The sequence below is a fragment of the Pseudomonas sp. CFBP 13719 genome, from assembly GCF_014842095.1.
Lineage (GTDB): Bacteria > Pseudomonadota > Gammaproteobacteria > Pseudomonadales > Pseudomonadaceae > Aquipseudomonas.
In genome coordinates this window covers 627023-642689 of record NZ_JACYVB010000001.1, presented here as the reverse complement: position 1 = coordinate 642689, position 15667 = coordinate 627023, and the positions used below count along the sequence as shown (strand labels likewise).

Annotated in this window: 11 protein-coding genes and 4 tRNA genes; 8 read left to right on the top strand and 7 right to left on the bottom strand. The window is 63.4% G+C overall.

Translation table 11 applies throughout. The features are described from left to right. Nucleotides 1–169 precede the first annotated feature (169 nt). From IFT57_RS03030 to IFT57_RS03020, 3 genes are all read right to left on the bottom strand, one after another. Nucleotides 170–4462: a DEAD/DEAH box helicase gene (locus IFT57_RS03030; protein WP_192150439.1), complete on the bottom strand. Its 4293-nt coding sequence runs from the start codon at nucleotides 4460–4462 to the stop codon at nucleotides 170–172. Nucleotides 4463–4576: 114 nt separating this feature from the next. Then, a complete protein-coding gene (htpX, locus tag IFT57_RS03025; protein ID WP_043187206.1) occupies nucleotides 4577–5464 on the bottom strand; it encodes a protease HtpX in 888 nt (295 codons plus the stop codon). Nucleotides 5465–5593: 129 nt separating this feature from the next. Continuing rightward, nucleotides 5594–6805 carry a pyridoxal phosphate-dependent aminotransferase gene (locus tag IFT57_RS03020; protein ID WP_192150871.1) on the bottom strand — a complete coding sequence of 404 codons (1212 nt, stop codon included), beginning with the start codon at nucleotides 6803–6805 and terminating at the stop codon, nucleotides 5594–5596. Nucleotides 6806–6969: 164 nt separating this feature from the next. Here IFT57_RS03020 and msrB point away from each other — a divergent pair, with 164 nt between their 5' ends. Then, nucleotides 6970–7377 carry a peptide-methionine (R)-S-oxide reductase MsrB gene (gene msrB / locus IFT57_RS03015; protein ID WP_122479301.1) on the top strand — a complete coding sequence of 136 codons (408 nt, stop codon included), beginning with the start codon at nucleotides 6970–6972 and terminating at the stop codon, nucleotides 7375–7377. A gap of 20 nt (nucleotides 7378–7397) precedes the next feature. Further along, nucleotides 7398–7880 carry a glutathione peroxidase gene (locus IFT57_RS03010; RefSeq protein ID WP_192150437.1) on the top strand — a complete coding sequence of 161 codons (483 nt, stop codon included), beginning with the start codon at nucleotides 7398–7400 and terminating at the stop codon, nucleotides 7878–7880. Nucleotides 7881–7912: 32 nt separating this feature from the next. On the opposite strand, the gene IFT57_RS03005 is transcribed toward IFT57_RS03010, so the two are convergent. Then, a complete protein-coding gene (locus tag IFT57_RS03005) occupies nucleotides 7913–10222 on the bottom strand; it encodes a response regulator (protein ID WP_122713284.1) in 2310 nt (769 codons plus the stop codon). A 126-nt stretch (nucleotides 10223–10348) separates the two neighbouring features. Here IFT57_RS03005 and IFT57_RS03000 point away from each other — a divergent pair, with 126 nt between their 5' ends. Beyond that, nucleotides 10349–11239 (top strand): DUF815 domain-containing protein, encoded by an 891-nt coding sequence (locus IFT57_RS03000; RefSeq protein WP_122713283.1) that lies wholly within the window; start codon nucleotides 10349–10351, stop codon nucleotides 11237–11239. Next, nucleotides 11236–11727: a GAF domain-containing protein gene (locus IFT57_RS02995; RefSeq protein ID WP_192136941.1), complete on the top strand. Its 492-nt coding sequence runs from the start codon at nucleotides 11236–11238 to the stop codon at nucleotides 11725–11727. The genes IFT57_RS03000 and IFT57_RS02995 overlap by 4 nt, the downstream gene beginning before the upstream one ends. Nucleotides 11728–11740: 13 nt before the next feature. On the opposite strand, the gene IFT57_RS02990 is transcribed toward IFT57_RS02995, so the two are convergent. Continuing rightward, the gene (locus IFT57_RS02990) at nucleotides 11741–12511 is read right to left on the bottom strand and encodes a hypothetical protein (RefSeq protein ID WP_122713281.1); all 771 of its coding nucleotides are present in this window, start codon (nucleotides 12509–12511) and stop codon (nucleotides 11741–11743) included. A 330-nt stretch (nucleotides 12512–12841) separates the two neighbouring features. On the opposite strand from IFT57_RS02990, the gene IFT57_RS02985 reads away from it, so the two are divergent. The 4 genes from IFT57_RS02985 to IFT57_RS02970 all read left to right on the top strand — a co-directional run bounded on the left by IFT57_RS02985 (nucleotide 12842) and on the right by IFT57_RS02970 (nucleotide 13252). Continuing rightward, nucleotides 12842–12917: transfer RNA gene (locus tag IFT57_RS02985), tRNA-Glu, on the top strand. Nucleotides 12918–12919: 2 nt separating this feature from the next. Next, nucleotides 12920–12995 (top strand) — tRNA-Gly (locus IFT57_RS02980). Between the two features lie 103 nt (nucleotides 12996–13098). Further along, a tRNA-Glu gene (locus IFT57_RS02975) sits at nucleotides 13099–13174 on the top strand. A 2-nt stretch (nucleotides 13175–13176) separates the two neighbouring features. Continuing rightward, nucleotides 13177–13252 (top strand) — tRNA-Gly (locus IFT57_RS02970). A gap of 149 nt (nucleotides 13253–13401) precedes the next feature. Here the strand turns inward: IFT57_RS02970 and IFT57_RS02965 are convergent. After that, on the bottom strand, nucleotides 13402–14268 hold the full coding sequence (locus IFT57_RS02965) for a TauD/TfdA dioxygenase family protein (RefSeq protein ID WP_122797250.1): 867 nt from the start codon (nucleotides 14266–14268) through the stop codon (nucleotides 13402–13404). Between the two features lie 62 nt (nucleotides 14269–14330). Continuing rightward, nucleotides 14331–15665, bottom strand: coding sequence for an LLM class flavin-dependent oxidoreductase (locus IFT57_RS02960; protein WP_192150435.1), 1335 nt, complete (start codon nucleotides 15663–15665; stop codon nucleotides 14331–14333). Nucleotides 15666–15667: the final 2 nt, after the last annotated feature.

Genomic DNA, 15667 nt, shown 5'->3' with positions numbered 1-15667 from the left:
AGCGGCGCGGAGGTTGGCGGGTTTCGCAATGAATTGCAAAAGTTTGGCTATTACGGAATGTCACAAGGCCGACTTGATGCAGTCCTTGTGGCTGCGGTGCAAGCCGCGTCCGCCATTACCGCGTTCGTTCAGGCACACCGCATGCACCATGACGCGGCTTGCGCCGCTGCTACAGGGATGGGTGGATCAGTTGCCGGCGCATTTCCGTGGTTTCTTCGCTCCAGTAGACCGGTTTGCCTGCGATCAATGCCGCCACGGGCAGCCCGTCGCGGTATAGCACGCGGTTGCCGGGTAGCGCTGGCACGGTTTTCTGAATCTGCAGGGGGGCGGCTCCGGGCAATGGCAGCAGGGTGCCGACCAGATTCAACGGGTCGCTGGCCGTGATCGATACCAGGGTGCCGTCGACCGGTCGCTTGCGCACCTCGCGCAGGGCTGGAATGGCCTCGGGCAGGGCGAACTGTTCACCGGACAAACCATCGATGAAACGCCCCCCGCGGACCTGCCCACGCGCCTCCAGGCGCTGCAGTGCGCGCAACAGGTCGCGCCAGCTGGGCAGCCAGTCGGCTTCGCGTTGCAGCAGACGCCAGAACACCACGCCGTAGCGGCGCAGCAGGACCAGTGCGATCTGTTCCACGGCTTCATCGGGCGCGCGATCGGGCGCCTGCAGCAGGGCCCAGCGTCCGGCATCGTCCATGCCGCCGATGAACGCACCGCGACCGCGGCGACTGCTGCGGGCCTGGCGCTTGCCAGCCGGGGTGATCAGTGCGCGCAGTCCGGCGAAGCTGTCGGCGTTCACGCGACCTGCGGCGACCAGCTCCTGCAAGGCGTTCTCGGCTTCCGTGCGCAACAGGCGTGTCTGGTGGACCAGATCATCGAAAAACATGGCGCCTTGCGCGACCAGAGTCTGTTCGACCTTCTGTGCACGCATGGACAGTTCCAGCGGCTGGACTGTCGAAGCCAGGCTGCGCCACAAAGGCAGGCGCGCGCGCGGCAGCAGCACGATCGGCGTATTGCGCAGGGTCGCGCCCTTGCCGCTGCTCGCCAGCCGCGCCCAGACCGTCTTGCCGCTGCGGCTGGCGCGGTCCAGCCACGACGGATCGTATCCGCGCAGACGAGCCGGCAGCAGGTCGTTTTCCCAGGCGCTGGCCGGCGCGCTGTAGCCTTCGAGCTGGTCGAGCAGTCGGCTCATTGCCGCTTCGCCTTGCAGGCGCGTAGCGGGCGCAAGGCACTGCCAGTCGAGGAGGAAGCGCATGAACACCTGCAGGCTGACCGGTTCGATCTCACGCCGCAGACGCTTCACCGTATACCGATGGATGCGCGCCAGCAGGTGCCGTTCGCACCACTGGGTTTCCTCGATGTGGGCGAGAAAGCGGCCACGCATGACGTAGCCCTGGGTTTCCAGGGCGAGCAGGGCTTGTTCGACGAGTGCCGGATGCAAGTTCAGTGGGGCGGCAATCTCACCCAGTCGCTGCGGGCCGAACCCGCTCAAGCGGGCGCGGATCAGTTCCAGTGTCGCTTCTTGCTTCGTCCACATCTGCGCCAGGTGTGCCGGCATCTGTAGTGCCGGCGACAGCTCGGCGCTCCCATAGATGGCTTGCAGGCAGGCCACTCGTTCCAGGGCCAGCCACACGTGGCCGCCGTCGCCCAGGGGCAGGCGCGCTGCGCGACCTGTACGGGCCAGGGCCTTCAACAGCGGTAGCTCGCTGGCCCCAACCTCGCGTTCAGCCCACGCACCCAGGCTCATCAACGCCTCATGCATTTCGTCGCTGCTGACAGGGGAGGGCCATGCCTCGGCGGCCACCGCCTTGATGGCATCCTCGTCCAGTTCGCCCATGTCGTCTGCCGTGCGGGGTTCGCCCCAGCGCCTGTTGAGTACCGCTTGGGTACGTCGTTCTTCCAGCGGTGCGTCGTCGAGAAACGCATAGGGCCTGGCATTGAGGATCGCTGCCGCCAGCGGCGAAGGGCGGGGCAGATCACGCTGGATGAGGCTGATCCGACCGGTTTCGATGCGCCGCAGCACGGCCAGCCAGCCTTCGCTGTCCATGGCGTCGTGCAGGCAATCGTCGAGGGTTTGCGTAACCAGCGGGTGATCGGGAATCTCCCGCTCGCCGACGATGTTCTCCAGGCAGGCGATCTGGTCCGGGAATACCGTGGCAATCAGGTCCTCGCTTTTCATTCGCTGGAGCTGTGGGGCGACCTTGCGTCCGCCGCTGTAGCGGGGAAGGGCCAGGGCCGTGGCGGCGTTCCAGCGCCAGCGCACGCCGAACAGCGGCGCGTCGAGCAGCGCCTGGGTCAATATCGATTCGGCGCTGTTGCTGTGCAGGTAGTGCCAGACATCCTCCAAGGCGAAGCTGTGGCTGGTCGACAGCGACAGCACGATGGCGTCTTCGCTGGCCGCTGCTTGCAGTTCGAAATTGAACGTGCGACAGAAGCGCTTGCGCAGGGCCAGACCCCAGGCCCGGTTGATGCGGCTGCCGAATGGCGTGTGGATAACCAGCTGCGTCGCGCCCGAGGCATCGAAGAAACGCTCCATGATCAACGTGTCCTGAGAGGGCAGCGCGCCAAGCGCCTCGCGCGTGCGCGCCAGATAGTCGAGCAATTGCTCGGCGCTGTCCCGTCCCAGGCCGAGCGCGTCTTGCAACCAGGGCAGCACGGGCTCGGGTAGCCCGTCACCGAGCGCCAGGCGCTGGTCTATCGAGGCCTGCAAGCGCGCCACGCCGACAGACAGCTCGGCGCTGCGTCCGGGCATTTCCCCCAGCCAGAAGGGGATGTTCGGGGCCTGACCGTGGGCATCTTCGACCCGCACCTTGCCGCCTTCGATGCGCAGGATGCGGTAGGAGCGATTGCCCAGCTGGAAGATGTCGCCGGCCAGGCTTTCCACGGCAAAATCCTCGTTGACGCTGCCGATGCTCAACGCCTGGGGCTCCAGCAGTACCGCGTAGTCGGCGTTGTCCGCAATGGCGCCTCCGCTGGTGACCGCAGTCAACTTGCTGCCGCGCCGGCCGCGCAGGCTCTGGGTAAGTGCATCACGGTGCAGATAGGCGGCGCGCACGCCCTGACGCCCGCTGTAACCTTCGGCCAGCATGCGCAGCAACGCTTCATAGCGCGTGGCGTCCAAGGCCGCATAGGGCGTCGCCTGGCGGAACATCTGCAGCAACGCCTGCTCCGGCCATTCCTGGCAGCTGACCTCGGCGATGATCTGCTGGGCCAATACGTCCAGCGGCGCCTGGGGAATGCGCAGGATATCCAGTTCGCCGCGGCGCACGCAGTCCAGCAACGCCACGCATTCGATAAGGTCGTCCCGAGAGGTTGCAAACAGGCGGCCTTTGGGAATGCCGCCGACGTGGTGGCCGGAACGACCTACCCGTTGCAGAAACGCTGAAATGGAGCCGGGCGAGCCGATCTGGCAGACCAGGTCGACGTTACCGATATCGATGCCCAACTCCAGCGAGGCGGTGGCGACCAGCACTTGCAGATCGCCACGCTTGAGCCGTTGTTCGGCATCCAGACGCTGTTCCTTTGCCAGGCTGCCGTGGTGGGCCGCCACCTGCTCGCGTCCGAGCCGCTCGCTCAGATGGCGCGCCAAACGCTCGGCCAGGCGCCGGGTATTGACGAAAACCAGGGTGGTCCGATGCGCCTGGGCAAGCTCGGCCAGGCGGTTGTAGACCAACTCCCAGACGTCATTGGGCATGACCGCCGCAAGCGGCACCGCAGGCACTTCGATGGCCAGGTCGCGGGGGCGGGCATGACCGATGTCGACGATGGAACACAGCCGCTGCGCCCCGACCAGGAACTGCGCCACCTGAGCGATCGGCTTTTGCGTGGCGGACAGGCCGATACGTCGCAGTGGCTTGCTGCACAGTGCCTGCAGGCGCTCCAGGCTCAAGGACAGATGGCTGCCGCGCTTGCTGCCGGCCACTGCATGGATCTCATCGACGATAACCGTGTCGACATCCGTGAGCATGCGGCGGCCGGAGTCGGATCCGAGCAGCACATAGAGCGATTCGGGCGTGGTGACCAGGATGTGCGGAGGGTGCCGGCGCATGGCGGCACGCTCTTTCTGCGGCGTATCTCCGGTACGTACCCCGGCGACGATGGTCAGCGCAGGCAGATCCATGTCGGCCAGTTGCTCGGCTATGCCCTGCAGCGGGCGTTGCAGGTTCAGCTGGATGTCGTTGGACAAGGCCTTGAGCGGTGAGACGTACAGCACCAGGGTGCGTCGCGGCAGCTCGCCTCCTTGCGCGAGCCCCAGTTGCACCAGCTCGTCGAGAACGGCCAGGAAGGCCGTCAGGGTCTTGCCCGAGCCCGTGGGTGCGGCGATCAGGGTCGAGTGCCCTTGCTGGATCAACGGCCAGGCCTGGGCCTGAGCGGGGGTGACGGCAGCAAATTGCCGGCGGAACCAAGCGCTTACCGCCGGATGGAAGTTGGCCAGTGCCGAATCGAGCTGTGCAGGTAGGTTCATGATCTATTGATGGGGAACGTACAGCGAAGTTGCAACCGGCATGGGGCCGAAAGTGCATTGCCGCCACCCACAAAAAAGGGCGACTCGCGTCGCCCTCGATCACGCCTGTTGCATTCAACCGCGACGGCGCAGCGCTTCGATACGGTCTTCCAGCGGCGGGTGGGTCATGAGCAGGCCGGCCAGGCCATGCTTGAGGCCACCGTTGATGCCGAAGGCGTTCAGCGAGTCGGGCATCTGCACGGGAACGCCTTGCTCGGAGCGCAGGCGCTGCAGCGCACCGATCATCGCGTTTGTGCCGGCCAGTCGAGCACCGGCTTCGTCGGCGCGGAATTCGCGGCGACGCGAGAACCACATGACGATGACACTGGCCAGGATGCCCAGCACCAGCTCGGCGACGATGGTCGCGATGTAGTAGGCGATGCCCTGGCCTTGCTCGTTCTTGAAGATCACCTTGTCGACGAAGTTGCCGATGATTCGGGCGAAGAACATCACGAAGGTGTTCACCACGCCCTGCACCAGCGCCAGGGTGACCATGTCGCCGTTGGCAACGTGGCCGATCTCGTGGGCCAGCACCGCCTTGACCTCATCGGGCGAGAAACGCTCGAGCAGGCCCTGGCTGACGGCCACCAGCGCGTCGTTCTTGTTCCAGCCGGTGGCGAAGGCGTTGGCCTCGTACGCCGGGAAGATGCCGACCTCGGGCATCTTGATGCCTGCCTCGCGCGACAGCTCCTCGACGGTCTGCAGCAGCCATTGTTCGTGACGGGTGCGCGGTTGGGTGATGATCTGCGTGCCGGTGCTCATCTTCGCCATCCACTTGGAGATGAACAGCGAGAACAGCGAGCCGGCGAAGCCGAACACGGCGCAGAAGATCAGCAGCTGATTGAGGTTCAGATCCACCCCGTTGGCCGCCATGAACCCATTGAAGCCAAACAGGCTCAGGGTAATGCTGGCAATCAGCACAACCGCAAGGTTAGTGGCCAGAAACAGCAAGATGCGCATCATGGTTGTAACGTTCTCCTGACGGATAGAAGTGTTGCGTATGCGCTATATAAGGCCCGAGCCCGGTCGATTCAACCGGGGGACTATTTCAAACTGTGTATGTGCGCACGGACACTTGAATACGTTCGGTTTTTACTGGCGATAATTCTTCAGGAAGCGACCGATGCGACCGATGGCCTGCTCGAGGTCGTCGACGCGCGGCAGCGTCACCACCCGGAAATGGTCCGGGTTGGGCCAGTTGAACGCAGTGCCCTGGACCACCAGCAGCTTTTCCGACAACAGCAGGTCGAGCACGAACTTCTCGTCGTTGAGGATCGGGCAGACCTTGGGATCGATGCGCGGGAAGGCGTAAAGCGCGCCCATGGGCTTGACGCAACTGACGCCGGGGATGTCGTTGAGCAGCTCCCAGGTGCGGTTGCGCTGCTCCAGCAGGCGACCGTTGGGCAGGACCAGGTCGTTGATGCTCTGGTAGCCGCCCAGCGCGGTCTGGATTGCGTGCTGGCTTGGCACGTTGGCGCACAGGCGCATGTTGGCGAGGATGTCGATGCCTTCGATGTAGCTCTGGGCGTTGTGCTTGGGTCCCGAGATGGCGATCCAGCCGGAGCGGAAACCGGCCACGCGGTAGGATTTGGACAGGCCGTTGAAGGTCAGGCACAACAGGTCCGGGGCCAGCGAGGCGGTACAGATGTGTACGGCATCGTCGTAGAGGATCTTGTCGTAGATCTCATCGGAGAACACCACCAGATCGTGCTGGCGAGCGATTTCCAGCATGCCCAGCAGCACTTCCCTGGAATACACGGCGCCGGTGGGGTTGTTCGGATTGATGATCACCATGGCCTTGGTGTTGGGGGTGATCTTGGCCTTGATGTCGTCCAGGTCTGGCCACCAGTTGGCCTGCTCGTCGCACAGGTAGTGCACGGCATGGCCGCCGGCGAGGCTGACCGAGGCTGTCCAGAGTGGGTAGTCGGGGGCCGGGATCAGCACTTCGTCGCCGTTGTTGAGCAAGGCCTGCAGCGACATGACGATCAGCTCGGAGACGCCGTTACCCAGGTAGATGTCCTCGATGCCGACCCCTTCCACCTGTTTCTGCTGGTAGTACTGCATGACCGCCTTGCGCGCACTGAACAAGCCCTTGGAGTCGCTGTAGCCCTGGGCGGTGGGCAGGTTGCGGATGACATCCTGAAGGATTTCCACGGGGGCCTCGAAACCGAACGGCGCCGGGTTGCCGATGTTCAGCTTGAGGATGCGGTGGCCTTCCTCTTCCAGGCGCTTGGCGTGCTTGAGCACCGGCCCGCGGATGTCATAGCAGACGTTGGCGAGCTTGTTCGATTTGCTGTACTGCATGGTGAGGTCCCGAAAGATGGCAAGGCCCGCGCCGGCCCTGATGATGAAAAAAACGAATCGCTGCAACGCGGGTGACAGATTGCTGTCCAAAGGCGCAATCATACGTGCCGCCTGATCGTTGCAAAAGATACAGATCGGGCTTTTTGAACTGCCGAGGTGTACCGATGGGCAAGCTCACTCGAAGCGAAGAAGAATGGAAGAAAATGCTCGATCCCGAGCAGTACAACGTCTGTCGCCTGAGCGCGACCGAGCGGCCCTTCACGGGCAAGTACAACGACTTCAAGGGTGACGGCATCTTCACCTGCGTCGGCTGCGAAGAGCCGTTGTTCGACTCGCGCAGCAAATTCGATTCCGGCTGCGGCTGGCCGAGTTTCTCCGCACCGATCGGCGAGCAGGCGATGGTCGAGATCCGCGATACCACCCACGGCATGGTCCGTACCGAGGTCAAGTGCGCCACCTGCGACTCGCACCTGGGTCACGTGTTTCCCGACGGCCCGGCCCCGACCGGCCTGCGCTACTGCATCAATTCGGTGTGCCTGGACTTCCAGCCGCGAGCCGACCAGCCGGCATGACCTCTGACAAGAAAGCGACCATGAGCAAAGACCTTCTTTCCATCCCGTGCATCACTCTGGACGGCCAGCACAAGACCATCGGCGATTTTGCCGGCAAGGTCCTGCTGGTGGTCAACACGGCCAGCCAGTGTGGCTTTACGCCACAGTACAAGGGGTTGGAGGAGCTGTGGCAGACGTATCGCAAGCAGGGCCTGGTGGTGCTGGGATTCCCCTGCAACCAGTTCGGCAATCAGGAGCCCGGCGATACCCTGGACATCGTGCAGTTCTGCGAGAAGAACTTCGGCGTGAGCTTCCCGATGTTTCGCAAGATCGACGTCAATGGCGACCTGACCCATCCGCTGTTCGTGCAGCTGAAGAAGCGCGCACCGGGGCTGTTCGGGTCGGAGAAGGTGAAATGGAACTTCACCAAGTTTCTGGTGGCGGCCGACGGCAGTGTCAAACGCTTCGCACCGCTGACCAAACCCGCCGCGCTGGCCCACGAGATCGAACTGGCGCTGCGCTGAACCTGGAAATAGCGCTGCGCTGAACCTGGTTGCTATTCAGGTACCCACTGGTCGATCAGCATGACCAGTTCTTCTCGGCGGAACGGCTTGGCCAGATAGTCGCTCATGCCCGCCGCGCGGCAGCGCTCGCGTTCTTCGGGCATGGCATTGGCTGTCAGCGCCACGATCGGCAGCTGCGGCCAGCGCCCGCTTCGACGAATCTGCCGACTGGCTTCGTAGCCATCCATGACCGGCATGTTGCAGTCCATCAGCACCAGGTCGAACTCGTGCTTTTCCAACTCGCCGAGTGCCTCGCCGCCGTGCGCGGCCACGGTGACCTCGCACCCCAGCTTGCTCAGCATGCCTTTGGCCACCAGCTGATTCACCGGGTTGTCCTCCACCAGCAGGATGCGTGCACGCCGTTGCGCGCTGCGTCGGTTGGCCAGGTGGTCGAGCGCGGTGGGTTCGTCACCCACCAGGCTGCGCCGCAACGCCTGATACAGCGCATTGCGTGCCAGCGGCCGGGCTTGTTGCTGCAACGGCATCAGCGCGTTGGCCTGCTCGGTGGGCAGGAAATTGCCGTAGGCGGTCACCAGCAGAATCGGTGCCTGGATACCGGGACGCAGGCCGAACAGGCAGTCCAGGCTGTCGGTGACGACCAGGTCTGGGGTGATGCCGGTGAGGTCCGCGCCCAGGTCGTAGCGCTGATAATCGATGCCCCATAGCGGCAGCAGATCGTGCAACAGTTCTGCCAGGCCGCTGCCGGCGTGCCCGACCAGCAACACCTGGCCACGCAGCAACGGCGGAACGTAGGCCGGACTGTGCGCCATGAGCGGCAGGTCGGCATAGAACTGGCTACCGAAGCCGGCTTCCGAGCTGATGCTCAAGCGGCCCTGCATGGCTTCGCAAAGATTGTTGGTCAGCGCCAGGCCCAGGCCGGTGCCGCCGAACTGGCGGGTGATGCCGGCACCGGCCTGGGTGAAGGGCTGGAAAATCTTGACCTGCGCTTCCTGGGCGATCCCGATCCCGGTGTCACTGACTTCGATGCGCACGCCACCCGGGCGGGTGTAGAGGCGCACGTCGACACGGCCGAAGCGGGTGAACTTCAGCGCATTGGACAACAGGTTGCTGACGATCTGCCGTACCCGGGTCGGGTCGCCCAGGACCAGCGCGGGAAAATGCGGATCAATCAGGCAGGTCAGCTCGACGCTGGGCGCCGCGTTTTGCGACAGCAGGTTGGCGGTGTCTTCGATCAGCGCGCCCAGATCGAAGGGGATGCGCTCCAGCTCCAACTGCCCGGCGTCGAACTTGGACAGGTCGAGGATATCGTTGAGCAACTCGACCAGCACCTTGCCCGAATCGTGCGCGATGGACAGCTGCTGACGCTGCTCGGCGTTGAGGGGGCTGTCCAGCGACAGCGCAATCATGCCCAGCAGGCCGTTGAGCGGGGTACGAATCTCATGACTCATGTTGGCCAGGAACGAAGCGCGCGCCTGGGCCATGTCCAGCGCCGTGCGGCGGGCCTTTTCCAATTCTTCGTTGGACATGCTCAGTCGGGTGTTGCTGGCCTTGAGCTCGGTGGTCCGCGCCGACACGATGTTTTCCAGCTCGCCCAGGTACTCGGTCAAGCGATTCTCGGCACTGCGCCGCTGCTGGATCTCCGTGGCCATGCTGATGAACTGCTGGTTGGCGACCTTCACCAGCACGCCGATCTCGTCGTGCTCGTGGCCCGGCGGGTAGTCCAGGCGCGCGGGCTTGGGCTGGTGCGGATCGCTGCTGCTCAAGGCGCGGATGACCCGGTTGAGGGGCTTGGTCAGCATCAGGTAGAAAAAGCCCAGCAGCATGCCGGTGAGCAGCGCCGTGCGCAGGAAGCCGCTGGCCAGGGTGATTTCGGCGCGGCGCAGGAAGCGGTTGCCGATGGCGAAGGTGTCGACGCTCAATTGCAGGGTGCCGAGGCGATCGTTGGGCATGTGCGACAGAAACAGGGGGTCTTCGTACTGGCGCTGGGCGTCGAAAAGTATGTCACTGAGGAAGCGGTAGCTGCTTTCCAGGCGCGGTCGCTGCACGCTGGCCAGCACATTGCCGTTGTTGTCCGTCAGCCGCGCGCCGGTGATCGACTCCGACTGCAGCAGGCCCAGGGTGAGTTCCTTGGCGAGTTCGGCATCGATGTTGTAGGCGATGCGCGAGGCCGGGTTGTGGCTGATTTCGAGCAGCGAGCGCATCTGCCGATCGATGGCTTCGTTGACATTGGAATAATCGATGCCGATCTGGATAACACTGAGCAAAGCCCCCAGAATGAAGCCGACCAGTACCGTCAGGCGTGCTTGTTTATAGGACAGCCGCTGGGTGAATTTTATATCCATGGGTACTGGGCCAATTTCCATTCCGTGCGCAGGGCCAAAGCATGGACCATGTGTGTGCGCCGCAGCGCGCGACGGCATGTCCGCCTTGCCGAACCTTTTACACGCAACTTGCCTTGAGGAAAAGTCGTGGACTCTCGTTTGAATGCCTTTCTTGAGCGCGCCGAATCCGTGCTGGCGCGGCTCGAGCCGTTGCTGCCCGCGCTTCGCAGCGAAATCGACTGGAATCAGTGCCTGGCGGCACGCTGGCAGCGTGAAGGCCGCAGCGGCTACCTGTTGCCGCTTGAGGTCAGCCTGGACATGCGCCTGAGCGACCTCATCGGTGTCGACCAGCAGCGCCAGCAGTTGGCGCGCAATACCCAGCAGTTCCTCGACGGCCATCCGGCCAACCACGCGCTGTTGTGGGGGTCGCGTGGCACCGGCAAATCATCGCTGGTGCGGGCGCTGCTTGCCGAGCACGCGGCTGCGGGGCTGCGCCTGATCGAGATCGAGCGCGACCACCTGGCCGACCTGCCGCGGGTGGTCGAGCAGTTGCAGAAACTGCCGCAGCGTTTCGTGCTGTTTTGCGACGACCTATCGTTCGAGGCGGGCGAGGGCGACTACCGGGTGCTCAAGAGCGTGCTCGACGGCTCCCTCGAGCAGGCACCTGACAACGTCCTGCTCTACGCCACGTCCAACCGCCGTCATCTGGTTCCCGAGCATCAGAGCGACAACGAGAACTGGTCCCGGGTCGACGGCGAGTTGCACCCCAGCGAAGCGGTCGAAGACAAGATCGCCCTGTCCGACCGGTTTGGCCTGTGGCTGTCGTTCTATCCGTTCACCCAGGAGCACTTCCTGCGTGTGGTGGAGCACTGGATCGGCGAACTCGCTCGCGACAGCGGCCTGCAATGGTCGCGTGACGAGCAACTGGATATCCTTGCCGTGCGCTGGGCGACCGGACGGGGTAACCGCAACGGCCGCTGCGCCTATCAATTCGCCCGTTACTGGGTAGGCCTCAAACTGCTGGAGCAACAAGCATGATCGATTTGCACGCCGCAGGCGCGGGGCTGGAAGGCTACCGCATGCTGTGCGCTCAACTGCAATCGCTGTTGGCCGACGAGCGTGATTTCGTCGCCAATGCGGCGCAATTCTCGGCGTTTCTGTTCAACCAGGTCGACGACCTGAACTGGGCGGGCTTCTACCTCAACCGCAACGAGGAGCTGGTACTCGGGCCCTTCCAGGGGCAGGTGGCGTGCGTGCGCATTGCGTTTGGCCGTGGCGTGTGTGGGGCCGCTGCGGCGACCCGGCAGACCCAGCGGGTCGAGGACGTGCATGCGTTCCCCGGGCACATCGCCTGCGACAGCGCATCGAACAGCGAGCTGGTGATTCCACTGGTCAAGGACGGCGCGTTGATCGGAGTGCTGGATCTGGACAGTCCGCGCACTGCACGCTTCAGCGAAGCCGACCAGCAAGGCCTGGAGCAACTGGCGGCGATCTTCCTCGAAGCGACCGACTGCAGCCGCTACTGAAGCGCCAGCGTGTTCAGTCGTAGTTGGTCTTCTTCTGGAACGGGTCTTCCTTCTCGTCGGCCTTCAAGCCGTCGGTGAGTTCGTTGACTTCGTTCCCGGTCGGCTCCATCTGGCTGAGCACCATGGCATTGGTGCGCTTGAGCATTTTCTGCAAGTACTCCAGCTGTTCCTGATAAAGCGCAGCGTCGGGTTGCCCCTTGAGGTATTGCACACCCCGCTCGAATGCCAGGCGAGCGCGGCCCGGCTGGCCTTCTCCCAGCAGTTGCTGGCCCAGGTTGTTGAAGAATTCGATGTGCAGCAGGACCAGAATGCTGCGGATCTCGCGCGCCCAGTGCTTGGTCTCGGCCGCGTTGAGAAAGCCCTCCTGGGCGGCACGCGTGACCTGCGCATGCAAGGCTTCGAGCAGAAAGCGGACTTCCTTGGCCTGGTCTTCGGTCAAGATCGGGAAGGGCGGATTGCCGATTGCAATGTCATCGCCCTTGGCGATCTCACCTTGCAACTCTTCAAGGCGCGTCTTGAGCGGCGCGTTCTGCCTGTCGAGCAGCAACAGGCGCTGGCTGATGTTCAGTTCGAGCCGGGTAAGCAGTTGCTTGAGGGCAGGGGTCATCAGTTGACCGGGGAACGTCTCGCCAATGCGGCCGCAGCGGCGCAGGCGGTCGGTGAGCTCGAGCTTGTCGCGCGCCTTCGCCAGCTTGTTGCTCTCGACCATGTTGTTGAGCAGGCCGATGACGATAAGGATGGCGATCCCCGTTACGATGAACAGGGTGATCATGAGTGGAGTCACCGGGACGCTCTCGAGGTTGAGTGAGGTTGAAGTGTAGGGCCGGTCTGCCGACACCGATAGCACAACACGCTGCAACGCATTCATAGAGACACCCGCGTTGCCTCTCGCAACTATGGCGTTGTGCTATTACCGGTGTCAAAAGCTTATTCATGTCCACTTGTCTCGCTGCTTCATCGAGCATGGCCGGATGACCTGCAAAGCACGGTGAAGTCATTGATTTAAATAAATTTATAACAGGGGGTTGACGACCCTCGAAAGCATCCATAGAATGCGCGCCACTTGCAGCGTAAAGCACACAGCGAAGCGCGGCAGGGAGTGAAGTTGTAGCGTGTCCCCTTCGTCTAGTGGCCTAGGACACCGCCCTTTCACGGCGGTAACAGGGGTTCGGGTCCCCTAGGGGACGCCATTGCGGGAATAGCTCAGTTGGTAGAGCACGACCTTGCCAAGGTCGGGGTCGCGAGTTCGAGTCTCGTTTCCCGCTCCAGTTTAAGCAGTGTGGCCTTAGGGCGGCACTGAGTGAAACCAGCATCCTGTCTTCGGACATGGGTCTGGGCGCCGGAATACACACCATGTGTTCCGGTCAGCGTGTCCCCTTCGTCTAGTGGCCTAGGACACCGCCCTTTCACGGCGGTAACAGGGGTTCGAGTCCCCTAGGGGACGCCATTGCGGGAATAGCTCAGTTGGTAGAGCACGACCTTGCCAAGGTCGGGGTCGCGAGTTCGAGTCTCGTTTCCCGCTCCAAATTCAATGAAAACGCCGCTCAGAAATGAGCGGCGTTTTTGTTCGTGTGTGATTTATGAGTCATGCACCGTGGCGTGTCTTTCGCGGCCGATGACCGCTCCTGCGCAGTAGCGCGCCGAGCGTAGGAGCGGTCAGCGGCCGCGAAGGGTTCAGCGCGATTTATCCGGATCAGCCCGGCGCCGATGGGGAATGTCGTCGTCGGCAATCAATACCCGTTCCATTGCCCGCGGGAAATCACCGTAGTTGTACACCGGGTAATGCAATGCCCCACGGTTGTCCCAGAACGCTACATCTCCGGGTTGCCACTTGAAACGCACCTGGTACTCGGGGTTGCTCACTTCCTTGAGCAACAGGCCGACGATCTCGCGGCTCTCCTCCAGTGACAGACCCAGAATTTGCGGTGACATCGAAAAGTTGATGAACAGCGCATCTTCGCCCGTCTCTGGATGCGTACGCACCAGTGGGTGCGCGAGGATTGGGTAGTTGTAGCCGACCTTGTCCAGCGCGGGTTTGAAGTTGTGGGTGACGAAGGCATTGTCGATCCGCTCGCGCAGGGCCGCCGGCAGGCTGCGGTACACCAAACCGGTGTCGGCCCAGAGCGTATCGCCACCGCACTCGGGCAGTGACACCGCTCGCAGCACCGCACCGAAGGTCGGCTTGAGCATCCAGCTGGTATCGGTATGCCAGCGGCCCTTGCGCGCATCGCCATAACGGTCACGGGCTTCACTTCCCAGAATCAGGTGGGCATTGGGACGCTCGTGGTCCTGCTTCTGGGTAGTCGGATGCTGGTACAGCTCGCCGAACTGACGGGCGAACGCCAGTTGCTGGGCGGTATCGATGTGCTGGTCACGGAAGAACAACACTTTGTGCTTGAGCAGCAAGGCACGTATTTCATCACGGGCGTGCGCGTCGAGTGGGCGCCGCAGATCCACGCCCTCGATCTGCGCGCCGATGGTCGGCTCCAGCGCAGTGGCGCGGATCGCCGTGGCAGGGCGCGGTATTTTTTCGGCAAACATGGCAGATGTCCTTTGCAATCGAGTGCCGGAGCCCACGGCCACGGCGGGTGGGGAAAGGGAATTCAGGCCACTTCTTCGGCGCGGCGCGGGGTTGCGTTGCGATTGGCCGGCACCTCCAGGCCGAGGTTGGCGCGCAGGGTCAGGCCGGGGTACTCGGTGCGCAGCAGGCCGCGTTGCTGAAGAATCGGCACCACGTAGCGGGTGAAGTATTCGAGGCCGTCGGGCAACAGCGAGTTGATGATGAAGCCATCGGCGGCGTGGCCTTCGAACCAGGCTTGCACGGCGTCGGCGACTTCTTCGGGCAGGCCGACAAAATCCCGGTCGGGCTTGGCGAAGCGCAGCGCCACTTGGCGCAATGTCAGGTTCTCTTCACGGGCAACGTGCTTGATACGCTCGGACGTACCCTTGTGGCTGTTGGCGCCCAGGTCGCCCAGATCGGGGAAGGCCGCGTCCAGATCGTGGCCGGTGAAGTTGTAGTCGTTGAACGGACGGCCGAGGGCGACGATGGCGTCTTCGATGCCCACCAGGTCTGCAGCTTCCTGATAGCGGCGCTCGACCTCGTCGCGGTCACGGCCCACGATCGGGCTGATGCCGGGCAGGATGAATAGTTTTTCCGGGTTGCGACCAGCCTTGGCCGCACGTTGCTTGAGGTCCTGGTAATAGGCATGCGATTCGGTGAACGACTCGTGTCGGCAGAAGATCGCATCGGCGTTCTGCGCGGCGAAGTTGCGGCCGTCCTCGGAAACACCGGCCTGGAAAATCACCGGTTGACCCTGGCGCGAGCGGGCGATGTTCAGCGGTCCCTTGACCTGGAAGAATTCGCCCTGGTGGTTCAGCGCGTGCAGCTTGCTGCGGTCGAAAAACTCGCCGGTGGCCTTGTTGCGGGTGAAGGCGTCGTCTTCCCAGGAATCCCACAGCCCCTTGACCACATCCACGTGCTCTCTGGCGATCTGGTAGCGCACGGCATGGGGCGGATGCTCGGCCTTGCTGAAATTGTCGGCGGTGCCGGACAGCCAGGAGGTGACCACGTTCCAGCCGGCGCGGCCGCCACTGATGTGGTCAAGCGACGCGAGCTGCCGCGCCACTTGGTAGGGTTCGGTGTAGCTGACCGTGATGGTGGCGACCAGACCGATGTGCTCGGTGGTGGCAGCCAGCGCCGAGAGGAGGGTCAGGGGCTCGAAGCGATTGAGGTAATGCGGGCTCGAGCGTTCGTGGATATGCAGGCTGTCGGCGATGAAGGCGAAGTCGAAACGGGCGTCTTCGGCCAGGCGGGCCTGCTGTTGGTAGTAGCGCAGGTTGGTACTGGCGTCGGCCAGTGCCTGCGGATGGCGCCACTCGCCCCAGCCGTGCCCCACACCGTGGATCATGGCGCCCAGTTTCAGTTGTCGTGTGCTCATGG